Raw genomic sequence first — 17691 nt, 5'->3', positions numbered from 1 at the left:
GGCTGAGAGTTTTTCACCCATGCCCGCCTTGCACGCCAAAACGCCCTCGCCCGTCGTTGCAAATGCTCGCCATAGCCCGAGCTATGGCTGCGCTTTGCGCCTAGTTCGAGGGCGCTTTGACGCGCCTTTCTGGCACGGCCGAAAAACTCTCAACCTCTGAGTACCCACAAAAAAGGGAGGCTGCGGCCTCCCTGTGGCGTTCACGGCTTCACGGGCCGCGGATAGGGGCCGGGCTTCACGATCGGCACGGGCTGTTCGGCGATCTTGCGCTTGAGCTCGGCGATGGCGGCATCCAGTTGCGCGTCCTGGCCCAGGAAGGTGGCGCGCGGCGGGTTGTCGACGTCGATGTCGGGTTTCACGCCGATGCCCTCGATGAGGAAGCGGCCGTCCGGTGCGATCTGGCCGAACTCGGCGGCGCGCATGATGCCGTTGTCCAGCAGCCGGTTGCCGTCGGACAGCCACACGCCCGCGCCCGAGCTCTGGCGGCCGATGACCGGGCCCAGCTGCAGGCGCTTGAAACCTTCGGCGAAGGTCTCGCCATCGGAGTAAGTGGCCTCGTTCATCAGCACCACCGTGTGGCCGCGCCAGACGTTTTGCATGTTGGGATAGGTCGCGGCACCACCCGGTGAGCGCGGCTGCCAGAAAGCCCAGGCGCGGCGCATCAGCTTCTCCAGGATCCAGCTGTCGATGCTGCCGCCGTTGTTGTGGCGCACGTCGATGATGAGGCCGGCGCGGTCACCGGCGGCGTAGAACTCGCGCACGAAGTCGGCGATGTCGGCGCCGCCCATGGCGCGCAGGTGTACGTAGCCGATGCGGCCCTGGCCAGCCTGCGCCACGGCGCGGGCACGGCTGGTGCGCCAGTCGTTGTAGCGCAGCTGGATCTCGCGCATCTGGTTCACCGGTGTGACGATGCGTTGCACCGGCTTGCCGCCCGCCGCCGGCTTCACATCCAGCAGCACCTGGCGGCCAGCCTGGCCGCGCAGCAGCTCAAGCAGGTGCGGTGCCTCGGCCGTGGCGCGGCCGTTCACTGCGCTGATGACGTCCCCCACCTTGAGCGACAGGCCTGGTGCGGCCAGCGGCGGCGCGTCGGACGGCAGCTCTGTGTCGTAGGCGTAGATGGTGTCGATGCGCCAGCCGTCGGCCACCTTGGAGAAGCGGCCGCCCAGGCCAGCAAGACCTGGCACCTCGCCGGCCTCGCGCGTGTCGCCCGCGCCCACCTGGCTGTGCAGCGCACCCAGCTCGCTGGCCATTTGGGCCATCAGCTCGGCCAGCTCCAGGCGGTCGGTCACGCGGTCCACCATCGGCTCGTACTTGGTGCGCATGGCGGCCCAGTCAACGCCGTGCATGCCCTTGTCGTAGAAGTGGTCACGCTGCAGGCGCCAGGCGTCGGCAAACATCTGCCGCCACTCCGCGCGCGGCTGCGTGGCGATCTGCCAGTCGCTCCAGCGCACCTGGTGCTTGGCCAGCTCGGCGGGCAGCTTGGGCGCGGCGTCCACGATCAGCACTTCCGGCGCGCCCTGGCCCTGATTGCGCATCAGCATGAGCTTCTTGCCGTCGGCGCTGAGGTCGTAGCCGCGCACGTCCGGGGCCAGCGTCTCGGCGGCAGCGCCCTGGTTGTCGATGGCGATCGACTTGAGCTGGGTCTTGCGCTCCAGGTCCGTGTCCAGGAACCATAGACGCTTGCCGTCCGTCTTCAGGGCCCGGTAGGTGCCGGCTGGCACCGGCAGTTCGTGCAGGCGCTCGGCCAGGCCGTCGAAGACGATGGCCGGCTTGGCCTTCTTGTCGTCCTTCTTGTCCTCGGCCTTCTTGTCGGTGGCCTTGCCCTCAGGAGCTGCCTTGTCTGCGGGCTTATCGGCAGGCTTGTCGGCGGCCTTGTCCGTGCTGCCCTCCAGCTCGTCCTTCGCGGCGAACGGCGAGCGCAGGCCCGGCTGCAGCGCCAGCGCAAAGAGCTTGCTGCGTGAACCGAAGAACGGGCCGGTGTTGCGGTCGCCCCAGGGGCTGGGGTTGCCGGTCACCGCGAAGTGGCGGGCCGAGGCGAAGTACAGCCACTGCCCGTCCGGGCTGAACGTGGCGCCGCTGACGTCGAAGCGGTCGCTGGTCAGCGTGTGGGTCCGGTTCTCGGCGATCTGGTGCAGCTGCAGTTGGTTGCGGTCGTCGTGGTTCAGCGGCACGGTCCAGGCCAGTGCCTTGCCGTCGGCGCTGAAGCCCAGCAGTGTCGGCACGTCGTTGAAGCGACCGCGCGCGATCTCGCGCGTGGCCAGGGTCTTCAGGTCGGTCAGCCAGACATGGCCTTCCTTGTCGGTGTGGGCCAGCCAGCGGCCGTCGGGCGAGGGCAGCAGATCGCCGCGCTGCGTGACCATGCCGCTCGGGTTGCCGCGTGTGATCTGCTCGGCTTTGCCCGTGCCGTTGGCGGCAAAGCGCCAGATCTCGGTCTCGCCACTGAAGTCGCAGGTGGCGAACACCTGCTTGCTGTCGCTGCTGAACTCGGCCTTGCGGCAGCGGCCGTCGGCCGGCTGCGGCAGCTCGGCGCGGCGCAGCTGCTGCACGCCCTGCGTGGCCAGGTGGCCGCGCGCGGCCAGCACGACACGCTCGCCGTTGGGCGCGAAGGCCACGTCGGTCAGGAAGTCCTGCGGTTTGCGCACCCAGCGCTCGCGGGTCTGGTCGAAGTCGCCGCTGAGGGTGACGGCCAGCCGGGTCGGTGCATCGCCCTGGGTGAGGTCCAGCGTGTGCAGGTCGGCCCCCAGCGCGTAAACGACGCGGCTGCCGGCGATGGAGGCATGGCGGATGTCCCAGCCCTTGTGCGCACTGTGCTGGCGCAGGTCGCCGCCTTGCATATTGGCCGACCACAGGTTGACCGTGCCGTCGCGGTCCGACAGGAAGGCCACGCGGGCGTCGCCGTTGGCGGTGCGGTACGGCAGGGGGCGGCGGTCGTTGTGGCCCTCGGCGATGAAGGGCCGGGCCTCGGTGTTGCCACTGAGCTCCAGCGCCCACAGGCGGGCGATGTCGCCACCGCGGTACTGGCGGGCGTTGTCGTTGCGGGTCTGGCCGTTACGCGTGAAGTACAGCGTGCGGCCGTCGGCGCTGAGTGCGCCATCGGCGGCTTGGGCCACGGGCAACTGGCGGCGCTGGCCGGTCTGCAGGTCCAGCGCATACAGCTGCGTGCCGGGGTGGGCCGCTAGGCCGGTGTAGATCACCTCGCCGGCAGCGCTGATGCCCCACACCTTCACGCCGCCGCCTTCCCAGGTCAGCCGCCGAGGAGCGCCGCCGGCCGTGGGCATGACGTAGACCTCGGTACCACCGTCGTACTGGCCCGTGAAGGCCAGCCAGCGGCCGTCGGGCGAGACGGCGGGCTGGCTCTCCAGGCCGGGGTGGGTGGTCAGGCGCTGGGCCGGGCCGCCCGCGACACCGGTGCGCCACAGGTCACCCTCGGCGACGAAGTAGATGTGATCGCCGCTCAGTGCGGGCAGGCGGTAGAAGCCGTTGGTGCTGGCCCAGGCGCTGGTGGCGCTGGCCATGCACAGTGCCGCGGTGAGGGCGGCAAGGGGCAGACGGGGCATGGGGGTCTCCTCAAGGAGGCCGCATTGTGGGCCGGCTCGGTGCGCCGGCTATTCGTCACCCGCCCGTGATGCCCATGGCCACCTGGCCTGCCGGCACATGGGCTGCGGCGCTCTGCACATGGCCGGCCTGGTCGTCGAAGAAGAAGTCCGGCTCGAACTCGCGAAGGAACTCGCCCTTGGCCAGGCCACCGAGGAACATGGCCTCGTCCACCTCGATCTGCCAGTCCATCAGCGTGCGCAGCGCACGCTCGTGGGCCGGCGCGCTGCGGGCCGTGACCAGCGCCGTGCGTACCCGCATGCCAGGCGCCAGCTGCAGCGTGTGCAGCGCCTGCAGCAGCGGCTTGAAGGGGCCGGCGGGCAGCGGTCGGTGGGCGTGATGACGCTCGTGAGCCTGGAAGGCGGCCAGGCCATCGCGCTGGAATACCTGCTCGGCCTCGTCGGAGAACAGCACCGCGTCGCCGTCGAAGGCGATGCGCAGCTCGTCTGGGTGGGCGGCCGAGGCGCGGGCCGCATCGGGCAGCACGCGCGCTGCGGCCACGCCGGCCGCCAGCGCCTGGCGCACATCGTCCTCGTTGGCCGACAGGAAGAGCTCGGCGGACAGCGGCCGCAGATAACGCCACGGTGACGCGCCGCGCGTGAACACGCCGCGCTCGATGGTCAGACCGTAGTGCTTTGCCGAGCGGAACACCCGCATGCCTGAGACCGGGTCATTGCGCGACAGCACCACCACCTCCACGCGCGGCGTGCCGCCGGTGTTGAAGGCCAGCAGCTTCTTCACCAGCGAGAACGCCACACCGGGCGGCGCGGGTTCCTCCATGAGGCGCTGCTGCAGCGCCATGTAGGCCCGGTCGTCCCCGGCCTCGAAGACGCGGTTCTCGGCTTCGAAATCGAACAGGGCGCGCGACGAGATCGCGACGACGAGCTGACCGGTGAGCGTGGCTGGCATGCGCGTGATTGTCGCGGCAGCAGTCGCGCCCTAGGATGCGGTCGGTCAAGGGAGAAAGCATTGAAGCGTCGACACTGCATCGCCGCCTGTATTGCCTGTGCCGGTGGAGCGCGGGTCCAGGCGTCGCGCCCGCTGCCGGCTGTCATCGGTTTTGATGAGGGCAGCCTGCCCACCATGTACCGCTCTGGCGCGCCCGCGCCGGCCCATGGCATCTACCCGACCCTGGTGGGCGCGGCGTTCGCGCAGATGGGGCGGCCGTGCGAGCTGCAGGCCATGCCTTTCAAGCGGCTGCTCAGCGAGACCGACGCGGGCCATGTGTTGGCCGGCGCCGTCATCCGCACACCCGAGCGCGAGCAGCGTTGGCTGTTCAGCCAGCCCTACTTTGTCGAGCGCCTGGCGGTGTATGGCACAGGCGCGCCCTTCAAGGGCCTGGACAGTCTGGCTGGCAAGCATGTCGGCGTGATCCGTGGCTGGTCCTACGGCGAGGCCTTTGACAACGCGCGCCGCCAGGGGTTGTTCCAGTGCGAGGAGGTGGCCGCCGACGTCAACAACTTCGCCAAGCTGATGCGCGGCCGCATCGACTACGCCGTGGCCACGGAGCTGGGCGGGCGCATGCTGCAGCAGCTGCCAGCCTATGAAGGCCGGGTGCTGGCCGGCGGCGCGCCGCTGGGCGCCACGCCCATCCACCTGGCCGTGCTGCGCGGCCTGGACGGTGCGGCGGCCTTGCTGCCGTCCTTCAACGCGGCGGTGGAGTTGATGCACCGCAGCGGGCAGGTTGACGCTCTGGTGGCGCGCGAGATCGCGGCTGCGGCCGAACTGGTGAGATTGCTCCCCGCCGGCTGAGCTGGCTGGCCCTACCATGCGGCCCGCGCCGGGCCCGGGTGGGCGGGGGCATGTCATGTTCAAGCTCTTAGCGGGGAGGCTGCCGGATGCAGAAGTTGGCCCGTGCGACGGTGGCACGCCCACGCCCGTCGGCGCAGCACTGCACGATCGAGGTGGTGGCGCTGGATCCTGCTTTTGCTGGTCCACCAGCGGTGCCTCCTTGAGGGGCGCAGCTCCGCTGCGGTAGGGGTTGGTCTATTTCACCCAGGTGTTGAGCTGGATGATGGGCAGCAGCACGGCCAGCACGATGAGCAGCACGATGGCGCCCATCGCGACGATGAGCAACGGCTCCAGCAGCGTGGCGGCGGCCATGGAGCGGCGCGTCACTTCCACGCTGAGCTGGCGCGCGGCGCGGCTCAGCATCTCAGGCAACTGGCCGGTCTGCTCGCCCAGCCGGGCGAACATGGCCAGGATGCCGGGGAAGCGCTTCTTGCCCGCCAGTGCCGAACCCAGCGGCGCGCCCTCGCGCACCTGCACCAGCGCGTCCAGCGCGTCGGCCTGCATGGCGCGGTTGGACAGCGTCTCGGCCGCGGCCTGCAGCGCCTTCAGGATGGGCACGCCGGCCGAGGCCAGCATGGCCAGCGTGCCGGCGAAGCGCGCCGCGTTGTAGCCGCGCGCCAGCCGGCCGATCAGCGGCACACCCAGCAGCGCCGCGTCGAAGCGCAGCCGGAAGGCGGGTGCCTTCAGCGCCTGGCGCAGCAGCAGCGCGCCGCCCACGGTGGCCGCGAGCAAGGCCCAGCCCCAGGCGCGCACGAAGTCGCTGATCGCCAGCATGGCCACGGTCAGCGCTGGCAGCGCACGCTTGGAGCTGGTGAACACGGTGGCGATCTGCGGCACCACGTAGGTGACGAGGAAGATCACGATCAGCACCGAAATCGCCGAGATGATGGCCGGGTAGGCCATGGCACCGATGAGCTTGCCCTTGAGATCTTCGCTGGCTTCCAGGTCGTCGGCCAGCTTCTCCAGCACCTGGCCCAGCGCGCCGCTCTGCTCGCCGGCCGCCACCACGCCGCGGTACACGTCGTCGAACTCACGCGGGGCCGTGGCCAGCGCACGCGCGAACGCCGAGCCGGCATTCACCTCGGCCTTGAGCTGGCTGATGAGCTCGCGCTGACGCCCGTCCTCGCTCTCGTCGGCCAGCGCCGTCAGCGCCCGCTCGATGGGCAGGCCCGAGCCCACCAGGCCGGCGAGCTGGCGCGTCCAGACAGCCAGCGCCGTGGTGCTGAACACGCGGCGCGTGAATCGGCTGGACTCCTGCGCACCATGCTGCTGCACTGGCTCGATGGACAGCGGCGTCAGCCCCTGGGCGCGCACGGCGGCGCGCGCAGCGCGCGGGTTGTCGGCTTCGATCAGGCCGCTGCTCTGGCGGCCGGCGTCGGTGAGGGCTTCGTACTTGTAGGCGGGCACTTCAACCCTCTCGGGTCACGCGGAGGACTTCCTCCAGCGACGTGACGCCAGCCTCGATCAGCCGTTCGCCGTCCTCGCGCATGGAGCGCAGCCCGGCGGCCTGCGCCGCGGCCAGCAGCTCGCTCTCGGCGGCGCGGTTGTGGATGAGGCTGCGCACGGCGTCGTCGGCCACCATCAGTTCGTAGACACCGGTGCGACCCTTGTAGCCGGTGTGGCCGCACGCCTCGCAGCCCACGGGGTGCCAGTGGCCGTCGCCGTCCTGGCGCTTGCAGGCCGGGCACAGCCGGCGCACCAGGCGCTGCGCCAGCACGCCCAGCAGCGAGCTGCTGAGCAAGAAGGGCTCCACGCCCATGTCGGTCAGCCGCGTGACGGCGCTGGGCGCGTCGTTGGTGTGCAGCGTGGCCAGCACGAGGTGGCCCGTGAGCGACGCCTGGATGGCGATCTGCGCGGTCTCGTAGTCGCGGATCTCGCCGATCATGATGACGTCCGGGTCCTGGCGCAGGATGGCGCGCAGGGCCTTGGCAAACGTCAGGTCGATCTTGGCGTTGACCTGGGTCTGGCCAATGCCGGGCAGCTCGTACTCGATCGGGTCTTCCACCGTCAGCACGTTGGTGGTGCTGGTGTCCACCGTCTGCAGCGACGCGTACAGCGACGTCGTCTTGCCCGAGCCCGTTGGGCCGGTGACGAGCACGATGCCATGCGGCTGCTGCACCAGGCGCTTGAAGGCGGACAGCACCTGACCGTCCATGCCCAGGCCTTCGAGTGTGAACTTGGATTCGCTCTTGTCCAGCAGGCGCAGCACGGCGCGCTCGCCATGGGCGCTGGGCAGCGTGGACACGCGCACGTCGATCGCACGGCCGCCGATGCGCAGCGAGATGCGGCCGTCTTGCGGCAGGCGCTTCTCGGCGATGTCCAGCTCGGCCATGATCTTCAGCCGGCTGATGAGAGCCGCGTGCAGCGCCTTGTTGGGCTGCACCACCTCGCGCAGCGTGCCGTCGACACGGAAGCGCACCGAGCTGCTGCGCTCGTAGGGCTCGATGTGGATGTCGCTCGCGCCGTCCTTGGCGGCCTGCGTCAGCAGCGCGTTGAGCATGCGGATGATGGGCGCGTCGTTGGCGGCTTCCAGCAGGTCTTCCACGGCGGGCAGATCCTGCATCATGCGGCTCAGGTCCACCGCGCTCTCGACTTCGCCCACCACCGTGGCCGCGCTGCTCTCGCTGCCGGCGTAGGCGACGCTGATGCGCTCGGCCAGTGTGCTGGCGGGCTCGGATTCCAGCCGGTCCACGGCGTACAGGCGCTGCACTTCGGACAGCGTGGCCCAGTCCACATCGGGTGCGGCCCACAGCGTCAGGGCGCTGCCGTCGTCCTCCAGCAGCACGCGGTGGGCCTTGGCGAAGGCATAGGGCAGGGGGTGGCGGGGCATGGCCATGGCTGCGGGGCCGTTCTTACTGCTGCGGCGCGGGCTTGGCTGCCGGCGTCTTGGCCTCGGGCAGCACGGGCGCGCCGGTGTCGGGCAGCAGCACGTTCTTGCCCGGCTGCGCGCCCTGCTGCACCGCGCGGATGCTGTCGTAGCGGCCCAGCGTCAGCTCGTTGGCGCCGTCAGCCGTGCGCAGCACCACCGGGCGTAGGAAGACCATCAGGTTGGTCTTCACGCGCTTGCGGTTCTTGCTGCTGAACAGGTTGCCCAGCACCGGGATCTTGGACAGGCCTGGCACGCCGTCGTCGCCGTCGGTGTACTCGTCCTTCATCAGGCCGCCGAGCACGATGATGTCGCCGTCGTCCACGACCACCGAGGTCTCGATGGCGCTCTTGTCCAGCGTCGGGCCCTGCGTGCCGCTGCTGCCGGGTACGACAGAGGAGTTTTCCTGGTAGACCACCATGCGCACCGTGCCGCCTTCGCCGATCTGGCTCTTGATCTTCAGCGTCAGGCCGACGTCCTTGCGATCCACGGTGGTGAACGGGTTGACCGTGCCGCTGCTGCTGGTGCCGGTGTTGGCGTAGGAGCCGGTCACGAAGGGCACGTTCTGGCCGATGACGATGCGGGCCTCCTCGTTGTCCAGCGACACGAGGTTGGGCGTGGACAGCACGTTGGCGCCGCTCTGGCTCTCGAAGAAGTTGGCCACCGCGCCCAGCGTGTACAGGCTGCCGAACTTCTTCAGCAGGCCGATGTTCAGGCCGGTGGGCGCAGACGCGCTGGCCAGTGCCGTCGTCACGCCCGATGTGCCGTTGGCCACGGCACCGGTGGCGTTGATGATGTTGGCCAGGCCGGTGCCGTAGTTGGTGCCGGCGCCGTAGATGGTGGCGTCGCCGCTCTTGCCGAACATGTTCTGCCACTGCACGCCGAACTGGCCGGCCTTGGTGTTGTCGATCTTGACGATCAGCGACTCGACATAGACCTGCGCGCGGCGCGCATCCAACTGCTCAATGACGGCGCGTACCTGGCGGTACAGCGGCTCGGCTGCCGTGATGATCAGCGAGTTGGTGGACGGGTCGGCCTGCACAAAGCCGCCGGTGGACGGGCCGGCCGAGGCGTTCAGCGGCGAGGTGGCCGCCGAGGACAGGCCGGTCGTGCTGCTGCTGCTGTTGGCGGTGGTCGTCGTGGTGTTGGTCTGCCCGCCGAAGCTGGTGCCGGCGCCGGCCAGGCCGCCGGTGCCGCTGCTGGTGGTGTTGCCACCGCCCGCGCTGCTGGACGAGCCCGCGCTGAAGGCCGCACGTAGCACGGTGGCCAGCTTGGTGGCGTCGGCGTTCTTCAGGTAGACGACGCGGATCTGGTTGCCGCCGCCGTCGGCGCTGGGCTGATCCAGCTTGTCGACCATGGCGCGCACGGCGGCCAGGCGTGCCGGGTTGCTGGCGCGCAGGATTAGGCCGTTGGAGCGCGGATCCACCAGCACGTTGACGGCGCTGCTGCTCTGGCCCGGCACGGCGGCGGCCGCCGTCTGGCCGCCGTCGGCCAGGCGCTGCACCAGCGGCGCCAGGTCGGCCGCCACGGCGTGCTTCAGCGGCACCAGTTCGATGTCGCTGGTGCCCGGCGTGTCCATCGCCGCGATGATCTTGGCGATGCGGTTCAGGTTGTCCGCGTAGTCCGTGATCACCAGGCTGTTGTTGCCCGGATTGGCGTTGATGGTGTTGTTGGGGCTGATCAGCGGGCGCAGCACGGCCACCAGGTTGTTCGCGTTCTCGTGCTGCACGCGGAAGATCTGCGTGAGGATCTGGTCACCGCGGGTGTTGGTGCTTTCTACAGCCACCGAGCCGGCCTGCAGCTTGGCATCGGCTTCGGGAAGCACCTTCAGGAAGCCGGCGGACTCCACCACCGTGAAGCCCAGGCCGCGCAGCGCCGCCAGGTAGTTGCGGTAGGCCTCGCCCACCGACACCGCCTGCTCGCTGTACACCGTGATGGTGCCTTTGACGCGCGGGTCGATGATGATCTGGCGGTCCATCATGACGCCGATGGCGCGCGTGACGGCCTCGATGTCGGCGTTGACGAAGTTCAGCGTTACCGGCGAGCTGGCCTTGACGGCGGGCCCCTTGGTGCGGGCGCGCTGCACGCTGGCGTTGTCGGGCTGGGCGTGCGCGCTGCCGGCAGCCAGCAGCAGGGCGGCGAGGGCGGTGGCGGTGCGGTGGAGATTCATGATCATCCGATCGTCAGGACAGAGCGCGCGCCTTGGCGGCGCCCGATGATGTTCAGCAGGTTGTTCAGCGCTTCCTCGCGGCCCGGCGCGGCGGCGGCCTCGCCGGTGAAGCGGCTCTTGCCGCCCGGGTTGAGCGTGCCCACGCCGTTGAGCTGCAGCGCGCCCTCCAGCGTGGACAGCCGCAGCGTGCTCGTGCCGGGCGCGGCGGTATCGGCGTTCAGGTCCAGCCGGTAGCTGCCCAGCGGCGCGACCGTGGAGATGCGCGAGGACAGGTTGCTCAGCTCCAGCTGCAGGCTGCCGGACTGGCGCCAGCGCCCCTGTGCCGACTCCAGGACGAACTCGCGCGCCGTGAGCCGCAGCGAACCGCCCAGCTGCAGCGTGTTCCACGGCGTGCCCAGCCCGGCCAGCACGCCGGCCGGCAGGCGGGCCAGCCAGTCGGCGCGGTTCTCGAGCGCGATGCGGGTGCGGCCCAGCCCGGGCTGGATGAGGAAGCGCAGCTCGCCGTTGATGCAGCAGTCCTGCCGCGCGGCGAGCTGCAGGCCCAGGCCCTGCAGGCTCATCCGCCAGTGCAGGCGGCCGGGCAGCGAGGCCGCATCGCGGCTGCCGGCACCGCCGGTCAGCACCAGCACGCCCGAGCCGTTCCAGATGCTGCCCCGGGTGTCGACTACCAGCACATGGCCGGCGCTTGCCGAAGCCAGCCAGCCGGCCAGCCAACTGGCGGGTGCGAACACGATGACGGCTGCCAGCAGTCCCGCCACCAGGCCGGCGATGCTCCAGCGCCGCGCCGGGTCCATGCGTGCGGGCCGTGCGGTTGGCAGTGCGCTCGCCGTCAGGCCGGCGTCACCGCTGTGCTTGCGTTGCAACCAGGCCATCACGCGCCCCCTCCGAGGCTGAGCACCAACGTGCCCGAGTAGCCGTTGGGGCCACGCGCCAGCTGCGCTTCGACCGGGCGTGCGCGCGCTGCGGCACGGGCCTCGCCCAGCCAGGCCTGCAAGGCCGGCGGTGCGATGCCGTTGAAAGTGACGACGGCGCGGTCGCCCGTGAGGCTGAGCTTGGCGACCGGGCCCAAGTGCTCGACGGACGCGGTGAGCGCCGCCTGCGCCTGGGCGGACGGCACCGCCGGTGCGGCTTGCAGCACGCGGGCCTCCTGAGCTTGTGCCTGCATGCGCTGCAGCTGCAGTTCCAGCTGGTCGAGCTCTGCGGGCGCCGTTTTCAGCGTGCGCAATGCCGGTGCCAGCAGCAGCGCCCAGCCCAGCAGCAGGGCCAGCAGCACACCAGCGGTGGTCAGCGCGAAGCGCTCGCGCTCGCCGAGCGCCTGCCATTGCGTCAGCGCCTGCGTGCGCAGCTGGTGCCACTGGGCCGTGAGGCTGTCGCCGCCGGCGGAGGAAGAGGGGCGTGCCATCAGCGTCGTCCTTGCGCGGCGGCGCGGCTGAGGGTCAGCTTGCCGTCGCTCGCGTCCAGTTGCCAGCCGTCGCTTTGCAGCTGGCTGCGGAAGTTGTCGATCTGCGGCGGGGTCCAGCCCGGCGCTGCGAGGGTGAGCCGCCCGGGCTCGAAGGCCAGCGCGTCGGCGGGCGGGCGGTCGGCTGGCCAGGCCGTGGCGGCGGCGCCCAGCAGGGCTTCCAGGTCCGCGTCTCCGACGGCACCAGCGCTGGTGCGCAGCAGGTCCAGCTGCTTCTGCATCTGTACCGGCGCGTCCAGCACGGCGCGCACCTGCGGGAAGGCGCTGGTGAGCGTGCTGCGCTGGCTGTCACGGCGCGCACTGATCTCGCGCTGCAGATGCCAGGCGCGGTAGTTCAGGCCCAGCACTTCCACCGCGATGAGCAGCAGCAGGCCGATGCGCACCGGCTTCCACGGGTTGTGCATCAGCGTGCGCGCAAACAGACGCAGCGCCCGCACACCGCGGGCGCGCGGCGCGAGTTCGAACTGGCGCAGGTCCCAGCCGTTGTCGATGACGGCGAGCGCGCGCTGGGCCGGAGTCTGCACGCTGACGGCGTGGCCCAGCCAGCGCTCGGCAGCCGTGGCGGCGGACGGGGTGGCCGTCCACTGCGGAGCCGGCGCGCCTTCAGTGGCGATGAGCTGGCGCGTCAGACTGCCCTGCAGCGGCAGGGTCGCCACGCCGCCGGCATGGCTCCAGCGCAGTGCCAGTTCATCGCTGCCGTGGGGCTCGAAGACATGGCCGCGCGGCACCTCGTCGGGCCAGGACAGCGGCGCGATGCGGTCGACGAAGACCTGGGCGGCGTCCAGCTCGGCCAGGTGGCTCATCAGCCAGGGGCGCGACGCGATGGCCACCCAGGCGGTGTCACCGCCGCTACTGTCCGGCGCCAGCGCGAAGTGCAGGCTGTCGGGCTCGTCCAGCAGCGACTCCTCCAGCCGGCCAGCCAGCGCGGCGCGCATCTGGCGGCCGGCGTGTGGGAGCACCAGCTGGCGCCAGCTGACGTCGGACTCGGCGACCACGGCGATGACCGTGCCGGCCGCCGGCAGCGCGGTGGCCGCCGAGCGGCCCTCGCGGTCGATCTGGCGGCCGTCGGCCGTCAGTGCCCAGTCGTATTCGCGGGCCGTGCCGGCGCGGGCCATGTCGGACGCGGCAGGCGTGGCCCGTTCCGCCGCACGCAGGCGGTTTCTGGGGGGCAGGAATAGCAGCAGGGTGCTCATGGGGGCAGGCAGGCGCGGCGCATTCTAGGAGGGGGCTGTGACGGGTCTGGCCAGGGCGGTGCGAGCACTCAGCGGTCCAGCAGCTGGCTGACCCGTTCGCGGGCCAGCACGGTGGTGGTCTTGCCCTGGCGCTCGACGAGCGAGCGCTGTTCGAGCTGGCGCTCGTCAAGCCGCAGCCGGCCCGTCACGATGAAGTAGGACGAATTGACCGACGCGCGGTCGGCGGCGATCTGCACGTTGCCCGACAGCAGGGCGGCGGCATCGGTGATCGCCTTGAAGGCCTGGCCCTTGCGGGCCTGTACCAGGCGCTCGGCGGACGCCAGGTCGATGTTGAGCAGCGCGGCGATGACCTCGCGCGGCGCGGTGTTCAGGTTGACCGGCGTGGCCTTGGGCAGCAGCACCACGTAGGGCTGCAGGCGCCGCACGGTGTCGGTGTCCAGCCCCAGCCAGGTGAGCTGGTCCAGGCCGGCAGGCTGCAGCGGGCCGCTGCTGGCGACGCTGGTGGGCGCGCTTGCGCCGCTGGCCGGGGCGGGGAAGGCGGCGCGCAGGCCGTCGATGATGAGCGCCGCGGTGCCGGGGGGGGCGCCCACCTGGCTGCACAGCTGGTTCAGCACCAGGGCCTCGGCCGCCGGCACCTGCGGCCCCGGCAGCAGCGCGCGCAGGTTGTAGCGGCTTTGCGCGTCCTCGATGTAGCCGGACAGGAAGGCCTCGGGGCCGTCGTCGCTGGCGGTGGACTTGTCGGCCGCGAGGAAGGTGGACAGACGGGACTCGGCCAGCGGCGTGGCCCAAAAGTCGTTGAGCTCGTCGACGCTGGGCGAGTCGCTCTTGAGGATGAGACGCGCCCAGTCCAGCGCGCCCTGCAGCACCCACACGCTCTGTGCCCGGGCGCGGTCGGCGGCTTCCACCTGCACCGCGCGGTACTGCTGCCACACCATGCCGGCGGCCAGGCTGGCGATCAGCGTGACGATGATCATGGCCGTCAGCAGCGCGGTGCCGGCCTGCGCCCGGCGCGGTGACAGCAGCGCGGTGGCCTTCATCGGACGGTCACCTCCAGCTCACGCGTGAGCGTGCCGTTGAGGCCGCTGCCTTCGGCGAACTGCATGGCGATGCGCAGGCCCGACGGCGGTTGCGTGGTCGCGTTCGGATTGGCGGGGCCCACGCTGGCCGTGTTGCCGGTGGACTGGCAGTTGGCCCAGGCGTTGGTCCAGAAACAGGCGAACTGCCAGCCGGCCACGCCGTCGAAGGCGCGCAGCGCCGGGTTGCGCTGGGCCAGTTGCTGGATGCCGCTGTCGCGCTGGGCCTGGAGGTCCTGCACCGTGCGCACTGAGGGGCTCTCCCAGCGCCACAGGCTGCCCTCGCGCAGGCTCCACACCACGACCTGCAGGCCGCCGGGGGACTGGCGCGTCAGCACGAGGTTGCCGCCGTCGAAGGCCAGAGGCGCAATGCTGCTGTGGCTGTCCTGCACGGCGCGCAGGTCCACGTCCCACTGCGCCATGACGGTCTGCAGCCGCGCAGTCTGCGACAGGCGGGCCTGGGCGATCTCACGGCTCTTGACGAGGGCGTCGATGCCGCGCCAGGCCATGGCCGCCATCGTGGCCATGACCACCAGCGCCACCAGCACCTCCACCAGTGTGAAGCCGCCCGCGTGGTGTGAGCGCGCCGCGTGCATCAGATGCGGCCCACGATGGTGGTCAGCGTCAGCATGGGCAGGCCTTCGTCGTTCTCGACGGCAGCGTCCACGCGCCGGAAGTCCGGGTTGGGCGTTGTGCTGACCCTGAGCTTGCCGGTGTAGCTGCGGCCCAACTGCTCGCAGCTGAATGGCGCTTCGCCGACGCTGGGGAACTGCTGGTTCAGCCGCAGGTCCGTCAGCGCGTTCTCGGCACACCACTGCGCGGCGCTGACCTGGGCCAGTCGGTCCGCGTTGTTGGCCAGCGCGCCGGCCGCCTTGACGCCTGCGCCCAGCGCAATGGCCACGATGACCAGCGCCACCAGCACCTCAATGAGTGTGAAACCGCGTTGCGCCGTGGTGCTCATGGGGTCACGACGTCGAACGCCGACAGGCCATCGGTGCCCAGCGTGAGCTGTTGGCTGCCCAGTTGCAGGCGCAGGCGCTGGGCCGGGATGATGGGCTCCGGCCCCAGCACCAGCGCCGGGTTGGCGGCATTGGCGTTGGTGATGGTCACGGCGACCGGCTCGCCCAGCCAACGCGAGGGCAGCTGGATGGTGCGGGGCAGGCCCTCGAACTGGAAGTGCTCACCCGTCTTGCGTGACTGGGGCAGCCAGCGCACGGTCAGTCCCGAGGCGCGGCTTTCGGCGCGCGCCGTCTCCAGCAGTGCCGCCAGGCGCTGGGCTTCGCGTTGCAGTTGCAGCTCGGTCGGGTCGCGCAAGGCCAGCGAGATCGTGGCGGAGGCGATCGCCACCAGCGCGACGACGACCAGCAGCTCGATCAGCGTGAAGCCTGCTGCCCGGCCCGCGTCACTGCCAGGAGCCGATGTCTGCGTCACGGCCCTCGCCGCCAGCGCGACCGTCGGCGCCAAAGCTGTAGACATCGACTTCGCCCTTCACGCCCGGGTTGGCGTATTGATAGGGCTGGCCCCAGGGGTCGTTGGGCAGCTTTTCGAGGTAGTTCTTCCAGTTGGGCGGCGGCGTGCCGGCCGTGGGCTTGCGCACCAGAGCGTCCAGGCCTTGCTCGGCGCTGGGGTAGCGCTGGTTGTCGAGCTTGTAGAGCTTGAGCGCCTGCATCAGGTTGTTGACGTCGGTGCGGGCGGCGGTGATGCGCGCGTCTTCGGCGCGGTCCAGCACGTTGGGCACGACCAGCGCGGCCAGCACGCCGATGATGACGAGCACCACCAGCAGTTCGATCAGCGTGAAGCCGCGGGCGATGGAGGAACGCAGGGCAGGCATGGACAAGGTCTGGGGCAATGAAGCGGCAGGAATCAGACCATCATAATGGGCCATGGTTGCTCGATTCATGGCGTTTCTGGTGTGGCTGGTGCTCGGCCTGTCGGTGGGTTACTGGCTGTTGCAAGCGGCGGCCCGGCCGCTGCCGATGCCGGCCTCCGTGCTGCCAGCGGGGGAGTCCCGCGCGGCGCAGGCTGACCTGAGCCGTCTGCTCGGAACCGTGGCGCCCGAGGCCGTGCAGGAGCCCGAGCAGGTCCAGTCCTCTCGTTTGCGGCTGCTGGGCGTCGTCGCCCCCCGCAACGCGCGCGCCGCGGAGGCGGGCGAGGGCGTGGCCCTGATCGAGGTGGACGGCGTCGCCCGCACGGTGCGTGTCGGTGCGGTGGTGGACGGCGAGTTGCGCCTGCTGCGCGTGGGCGCCCGCAGCGCGAGCCTTGGCCGGCTGGGCCAAGCGCCTCAACAGGTGCTGGAGATCAGTCCGCCCGCCGCGCCCGCCACGGGCTCGCTGATGGCCGCCGCGCCGTCGCCGGTGGTACTGGGTGGCAACCCGCCCGGGGCGATGCCGCCAGCCGGCATTCAGCCGCAGTACGGGCTGCCGCTGGCCGCGTCCGTGCCGGGCGGTCAGCCGCTGCGCTGAGGCCTCAGCCGCCCAGCGTGGGCACCTGGGCGCTGGCGTCGGGGCGCATGGACAGCCGCGCCTCGGCCACCTCGTGCAGGTCGGTCAGCAGGGCTGCTGCGGAACGGATCATGGGCCAGGCCAGCGCGGCGCCGGTGCCGTCGGCGCTGTCCATGCCGAGCTCCAGCAGCGCCGACGCGTGGAACAGCGCCAGCGCTTCATCCAGCCCTCGGTGCACGTGGCTGCGGCAGAACACGGCGTAGTCGGTCACCGGTGCGCAGATCAGCGAGGCCAGCTTGAGCGCGGCGCAGGCGGCGATGCCGTCCACGATGATGAGGCTGCGTTTGCTGGCCGCTACCAGCATGGCGCCCACCATCACCGCCAGCTCATGGCCACCGAAGGCGGCCAGCAGGTCCATCGGGTCTCTGGCATCACGGTGACGCGCCTGGGCGCCGTTCAGCACATCCAGCAGATGGACGAGGTCGTCCTGGCGCATGGTGGGGCCGGACACGACGAAGTCGCGCACCGGTAGATCGGCCAGCCGCGACAGCACCAGCGCCGCGCATTCCGCCGAACCCTGGCCCATGGACGCGCAGGCCAGCACGTTGCCGGGCAGGTTGTCGGCGATCTCCATGCCCACGCGCACGCCCGCATGGGCCTGCTCCAGGCTCATGGCCAGCGCCGTGCGCGCATTACGCGTGCCGTGCGCGACCTTGCGGGCCAGCAGGCGGGCATGCGGCGGCAGGTTGTCGGCGACGCCGCAGTCCACCACCGTCAGGTGCAGACCCTGCAGCCGCGCGAACACGGAGACGGGCAGTTGCGCGTGCAGCGCCATCTGCACCTGGTCCTTGGTGGCGCGGCCCCATTGCGCGCCCACACCGTCGACGACGATGCCGTGGTCCGCCGCGAACAGCGCCAGCACGGGGTCGCGGAAGCGCGGCGTGAGGCTGTTCTGCACCAGGCCCAGGCGCACGGCCAGTGGTTCCAGTTCGCCGAGGCCGCCGGCAATGGCCGACCGCCGGTCGACGCGGTCGCGCAGGGCTTTTTCCAGTTCAGGATTGGCGGTGGGTGAAATCAGCGACTGTTGGGCGACGGTCATGGCAC

At 70.8% G+C, this 17691-nt stretch carries 16 protein-coding genes; 2 read left to right on the top strand and 14 right to left on the bottom strand.

Annotated features, from left to right (window positions below):
- Window positions 1-200 precede the first annotated feature (200 nt).
- Both ACG0Z3_RS13165 and ACG0Z3_RS13160 read right to left on the bottom strand, forming a co-directional pair.
- Complete coding sequence (locus tag ACG0Z3_RS13165; RefSeq protein WP_394398064.1) at window positions 201-3557, bottom strand: S41 family peptidase; 3357 nt, start codon at window positions 3555-3557, stop codon at window positions 201-203.
- A 55-nt stretch (window positions 3558-3612) separates the two neighbouring features.
- A complete protein-coding gene (locus tag ACG0Z3_RS13160) occupies window positions 3613-4503 on the bottom strand; it encodes a 5'-nucleotidase (protein WP_394398062.1) in 891 nt (296 codons plus the stop codon).
- A gap of 60 nt (window positions 4504-4563) precedes the next feature.
- On the opposite strand from ACG0Z3_RS13160, the gene ACG0Z3_RS13155 reads away from it, so the two are divergent.
- Window positions 4564-5346, top strand: coding sequence for a substrate-binding periplasmic protein (locus ACG0Z3_RS13155; protein WP_394398060.1), 783 nt, complete (start codon window positions 4564-4566; stop codon window positions 5344-5346).
- A gap of 234 nt (window positions 5347-5580) precedes the next feature.
- Here the strand turns inward: ACG0Z3_RS13155 and gspF are convergent, their stop codons facing one another.
- The 11 genes from gspF to gspG form a co-directional block, all read right to left on the bottom strand.
- Window positions 5581-6792: a type II secretion system inner membrane protein GspF gene (gene gspF / locus ACG0Z3_RS13150; protein ID WP_394398057.1), complete on the bottom strand. Its 1212-nt coding sequence runs from the start codon at window positions 6790-6792 to the stop codon at window positions 5581-5583.
- 1 nt (window position 6793) lies between these two features.
- Window positions 6794-8215, bottom strand: coding sequence for a type II secretion system ATPase GspE (gene gspE, locus ACG0Z3_RS13145; protein WP_394398055.1), 1422 nt, complete (start codon window positions 8213-8215; stop codon window positions 6794-6796).
- A gap of 22 nt (window positions 8216-8237) precedes the next feature.
- Window positions 8238-10421, bottom strand: coding sequence for a type II secretion system secretin GspD (gene gspD, locus ACG0Z3_RS13140; protein WP_394398053.1), 2184 nt, complete (start codon window positions 10419-10421; stop codon window positions 8238-8240).
- A 2-nt stretch (window positions 10422-10423) separates the two neighbouring features.
- Window positions 10424-11293 carry a type II secretion system protein N gene (gspN, locus tag ACG0Z3_RS13135; protein WP_394398051.1) on the bottom strand — a complete coding sequence of 290 codons (870 nt, stop codon included), beginning with the start codon at window positions 11291-11293 and terminating at the stop codon, window positions 10424-10426.
- Window positions 11293-11823, bottom strand: a complete 531-nt coding sequence (gene gspM / locus ACG0Z3_RS13130) for a type II secretion system protein GspM (RefSeq protein WP_394398049.1) — start codon at window positions 11821-11823, stop codon at window positions 11293-11295. The genes gspN and gspM overlap by 1 nt, the downstream gene beginning before the upstream one ends.
- Window positions 11823-13073: a type II secretion system protein GspL gene (gene gspL, locus ACG0Z3_RS13125; RefSeq protein WP_394398047.1), complete on the bottom strand. Its 1251-nt coding sequence runs from the start codon at window positions 13071-13073 to the stop codon at window positions 11823-11825. The genes gspM and gspL overlap by 1 nt, the downstream gene beginning before the upstream one ends.
- A gap of 68 nt (window positions 13074-13141) precedes the next feature.
- On the bottom strand, window positions 13142-14110 hold the full coding sequence (gene gspK, locus ACG0Z3_RS13120) for a type II secretion system minor pseudopilin GspK (RefSeq protein ID WP_394398045.1): 969 nt from the start codon (window positions 14108-14110) through the stop codon (window positions 13142-13144).
- Window positions 14107-14742, bottom strand: a complete 636-nt coding sequence (locus tag ACG0Z3_RS13115; protein WP_394398043.1) for a PulJ/GspJ family protein — start codon at window positions 14740-14742, stop codon at window positions 14107-14109. Before ACG0Z3_RS13115 ends, gspK begins: the two co-directional genes overlap by 4 nt.
- Window positions 14742-15107, bottom strand: coding sequence for a type II secretion system minor pseudopilin GspI (gspI, locus tag ACG0Z3_RS13110; protein ID WP_394398041.1), 366 nt, complete (start codon window positions 15105-15107; stop codon window positions 14742-14744). Before gspI ends, ACG0Z3_RS13115 begins: the two co-directional genes overlap by 1 nt.
- Window positions 15104-15577: a prepilin-type N-terminal cleavage/methylation domain-containing protein gene (locus ACG0Z3_RS13105; RefSeq protein ID WP_394398039.1), complete on the bottom strand. Its 474-nt coding sequence runs from the start codon at window positions 15575-15577 to the stop codon at window positions 15104-15106. The genes gspI and ACG0Z3_RS13105 overlap by 4 nt, the downstream gene beginning before the upstream one ends.
- Window positions 15549-15977 carry a type II secretion system major pseudopilin GspG gene (gene gspG, locus ACG0Z3_RS13100; protein WP_268167311.1) on the bottom strand — a complete coding sequence of 143 codons (429 nt, stop codon included), beginning with the start codon at window positions 15975-15977 and terminating at the stop codon, window positions 15549-15551. The genes ACG0Z3_RS13105 and gspG overlap by 29 nt, the downstream gene beginning before the upstream one ends.
- Window positions 15978-16029: 52 nt before the next feature.
- On the opposite strand from gspG, the gene ACG0Z3_RS13095 reads away from it, so the two are divergent.
- Window positions 16030-16608 (top strand): hypothetical protein, encoded by a 579-nt coding sequence (locus ACG0Z3_RS13095; RefSeq protein ID WP_394398036.1) that lies wholly within the window; start codon window positions 16030-16032, stop codon window positions 16606-16608.
- A gap of 4 nt (window positions 16609-16612) precedes the next feature.
- Here ACG0Z3_RS13095 and ACG0Z3_RS13090 read toward each other — a convergent pair whose 3' ends face one another.
- Window positions 16613-17686 carry a nicotinate-nucleotide--dimethylbenzimidazole phosphoribosyltransferase gene (locus ACG0Z3_RS13090; RefSeq protein WP_394398034.1) on the bottom strand — a complete coding sequence of 358 codons (1074 nt, stop codon included), beginning with the start codon at window positions 17684-17686 and terminating at the stop codon, window positions 16613-16615.
- Between the last annotated feature and the right edge of the window lie 5 nt (window positions 17687-17691).

This window comes from Pelomonas margarita (genome assembly GCF_043555875.1).
Lineage (GTDB): Bacteria > Pseudomonadota > Gammaproteobacteria > Burkholderiales > Burkholderiaceae_C > Pelomonas > Pelomonas margarita.
The sequence above is the reverse complement of the archived record's forward strand: the minus strand, read 5'-3'. Positions and strand labels throughout refer to the sequence as shown.

Coding starts and splice junctions, on each gene's coding strand:
- ACG0Z3_RS13165 (WP_394398064.1), bottom strand. CDS start 3,557: ATGCCCCGTCTGCCCCTTGCCGCCCTCACCGCGGCACTGTGCATGGCC.
- ACG0Z3_RS13160 (WP_394398062.1), bottom strand. CDS start 4,503: ATGCCAGCCACGCTCACCGGTCAGCTCGTCGTCGCGATCTCGTCGCGC.
- gspE (WP_394398055.1), bottom strand. CDS start 8,215: ATGCCCCGCCACCCCCTGCCCTATGCCTTCGCCAAGGCCCACCGCGTG.
- gspD (WP_394398053.1), bottom strand. CDS start 10,421: ATGAATCTCCACCGCACCGCCACCGCCCTCGCCGCCCTGCTGCTGGCT.
- gspN (WP_394398051.1), bottom strand. CDS start 11,293: ATGGCCTGGTTGCAACGCAAGCACAGCGGTGACGCCGGCCTGACGGCG.
- gspM (WP_394398049.1), bottom strand. CDS start 11,823: ATGGCACGCCCCTCTTCCTCCGCCGGCGGCGACAGCCTCACGGCCCAG.
- gspL (WP_394398047.1), bottom strand. CDS start 13,073: ATGAGCACCCTGCTGCTATTCCTGCCCCCCAGAAACCGCCTGCGTGCG.
- gspK (WP_394398045.1), bottom strand. CDS start 14,110: ATGAAGGCCACCGCGCTGCTGTCACCGCGCCGGGCGCAGGCCGGCACC.
- ACG0Z3_RS13115 (WP_394398043.1), bottom strand. CDS start 14,742: ATGCACGCGGCGCGCTCACACCACGCGGGCGGCTTCACACTGGTGGAG.
- gspI (WP_394398041.1), bottom strand. CDS start 15,107: ATGAGCACCACGGCGCAACGCGGTTTCACACTCATTGAGGTGCTGGTG.
- gspG (WP_268167311.1), bottom strand. CDS start 15,977: ATGCCTGCCCTGCGTTCCTCCATCGCCCGCGGCTTCACGCTGATCGAA.
- ACG0Z3_RS13095 (WP_394398036.1), top strand. CDS start 16,030: ATGGTTGCTCGATTCATGGCGTTTCTGGTGTGGCTGGTGCTCGGCCTG.
- ACG0Z3_RS13090 (WP_394398034.1), bottom strand. CDS start 17,686: ATGACCGTCGCCCAACAGTCGCTGATTTCACCCACCGCCAATCCTGAA.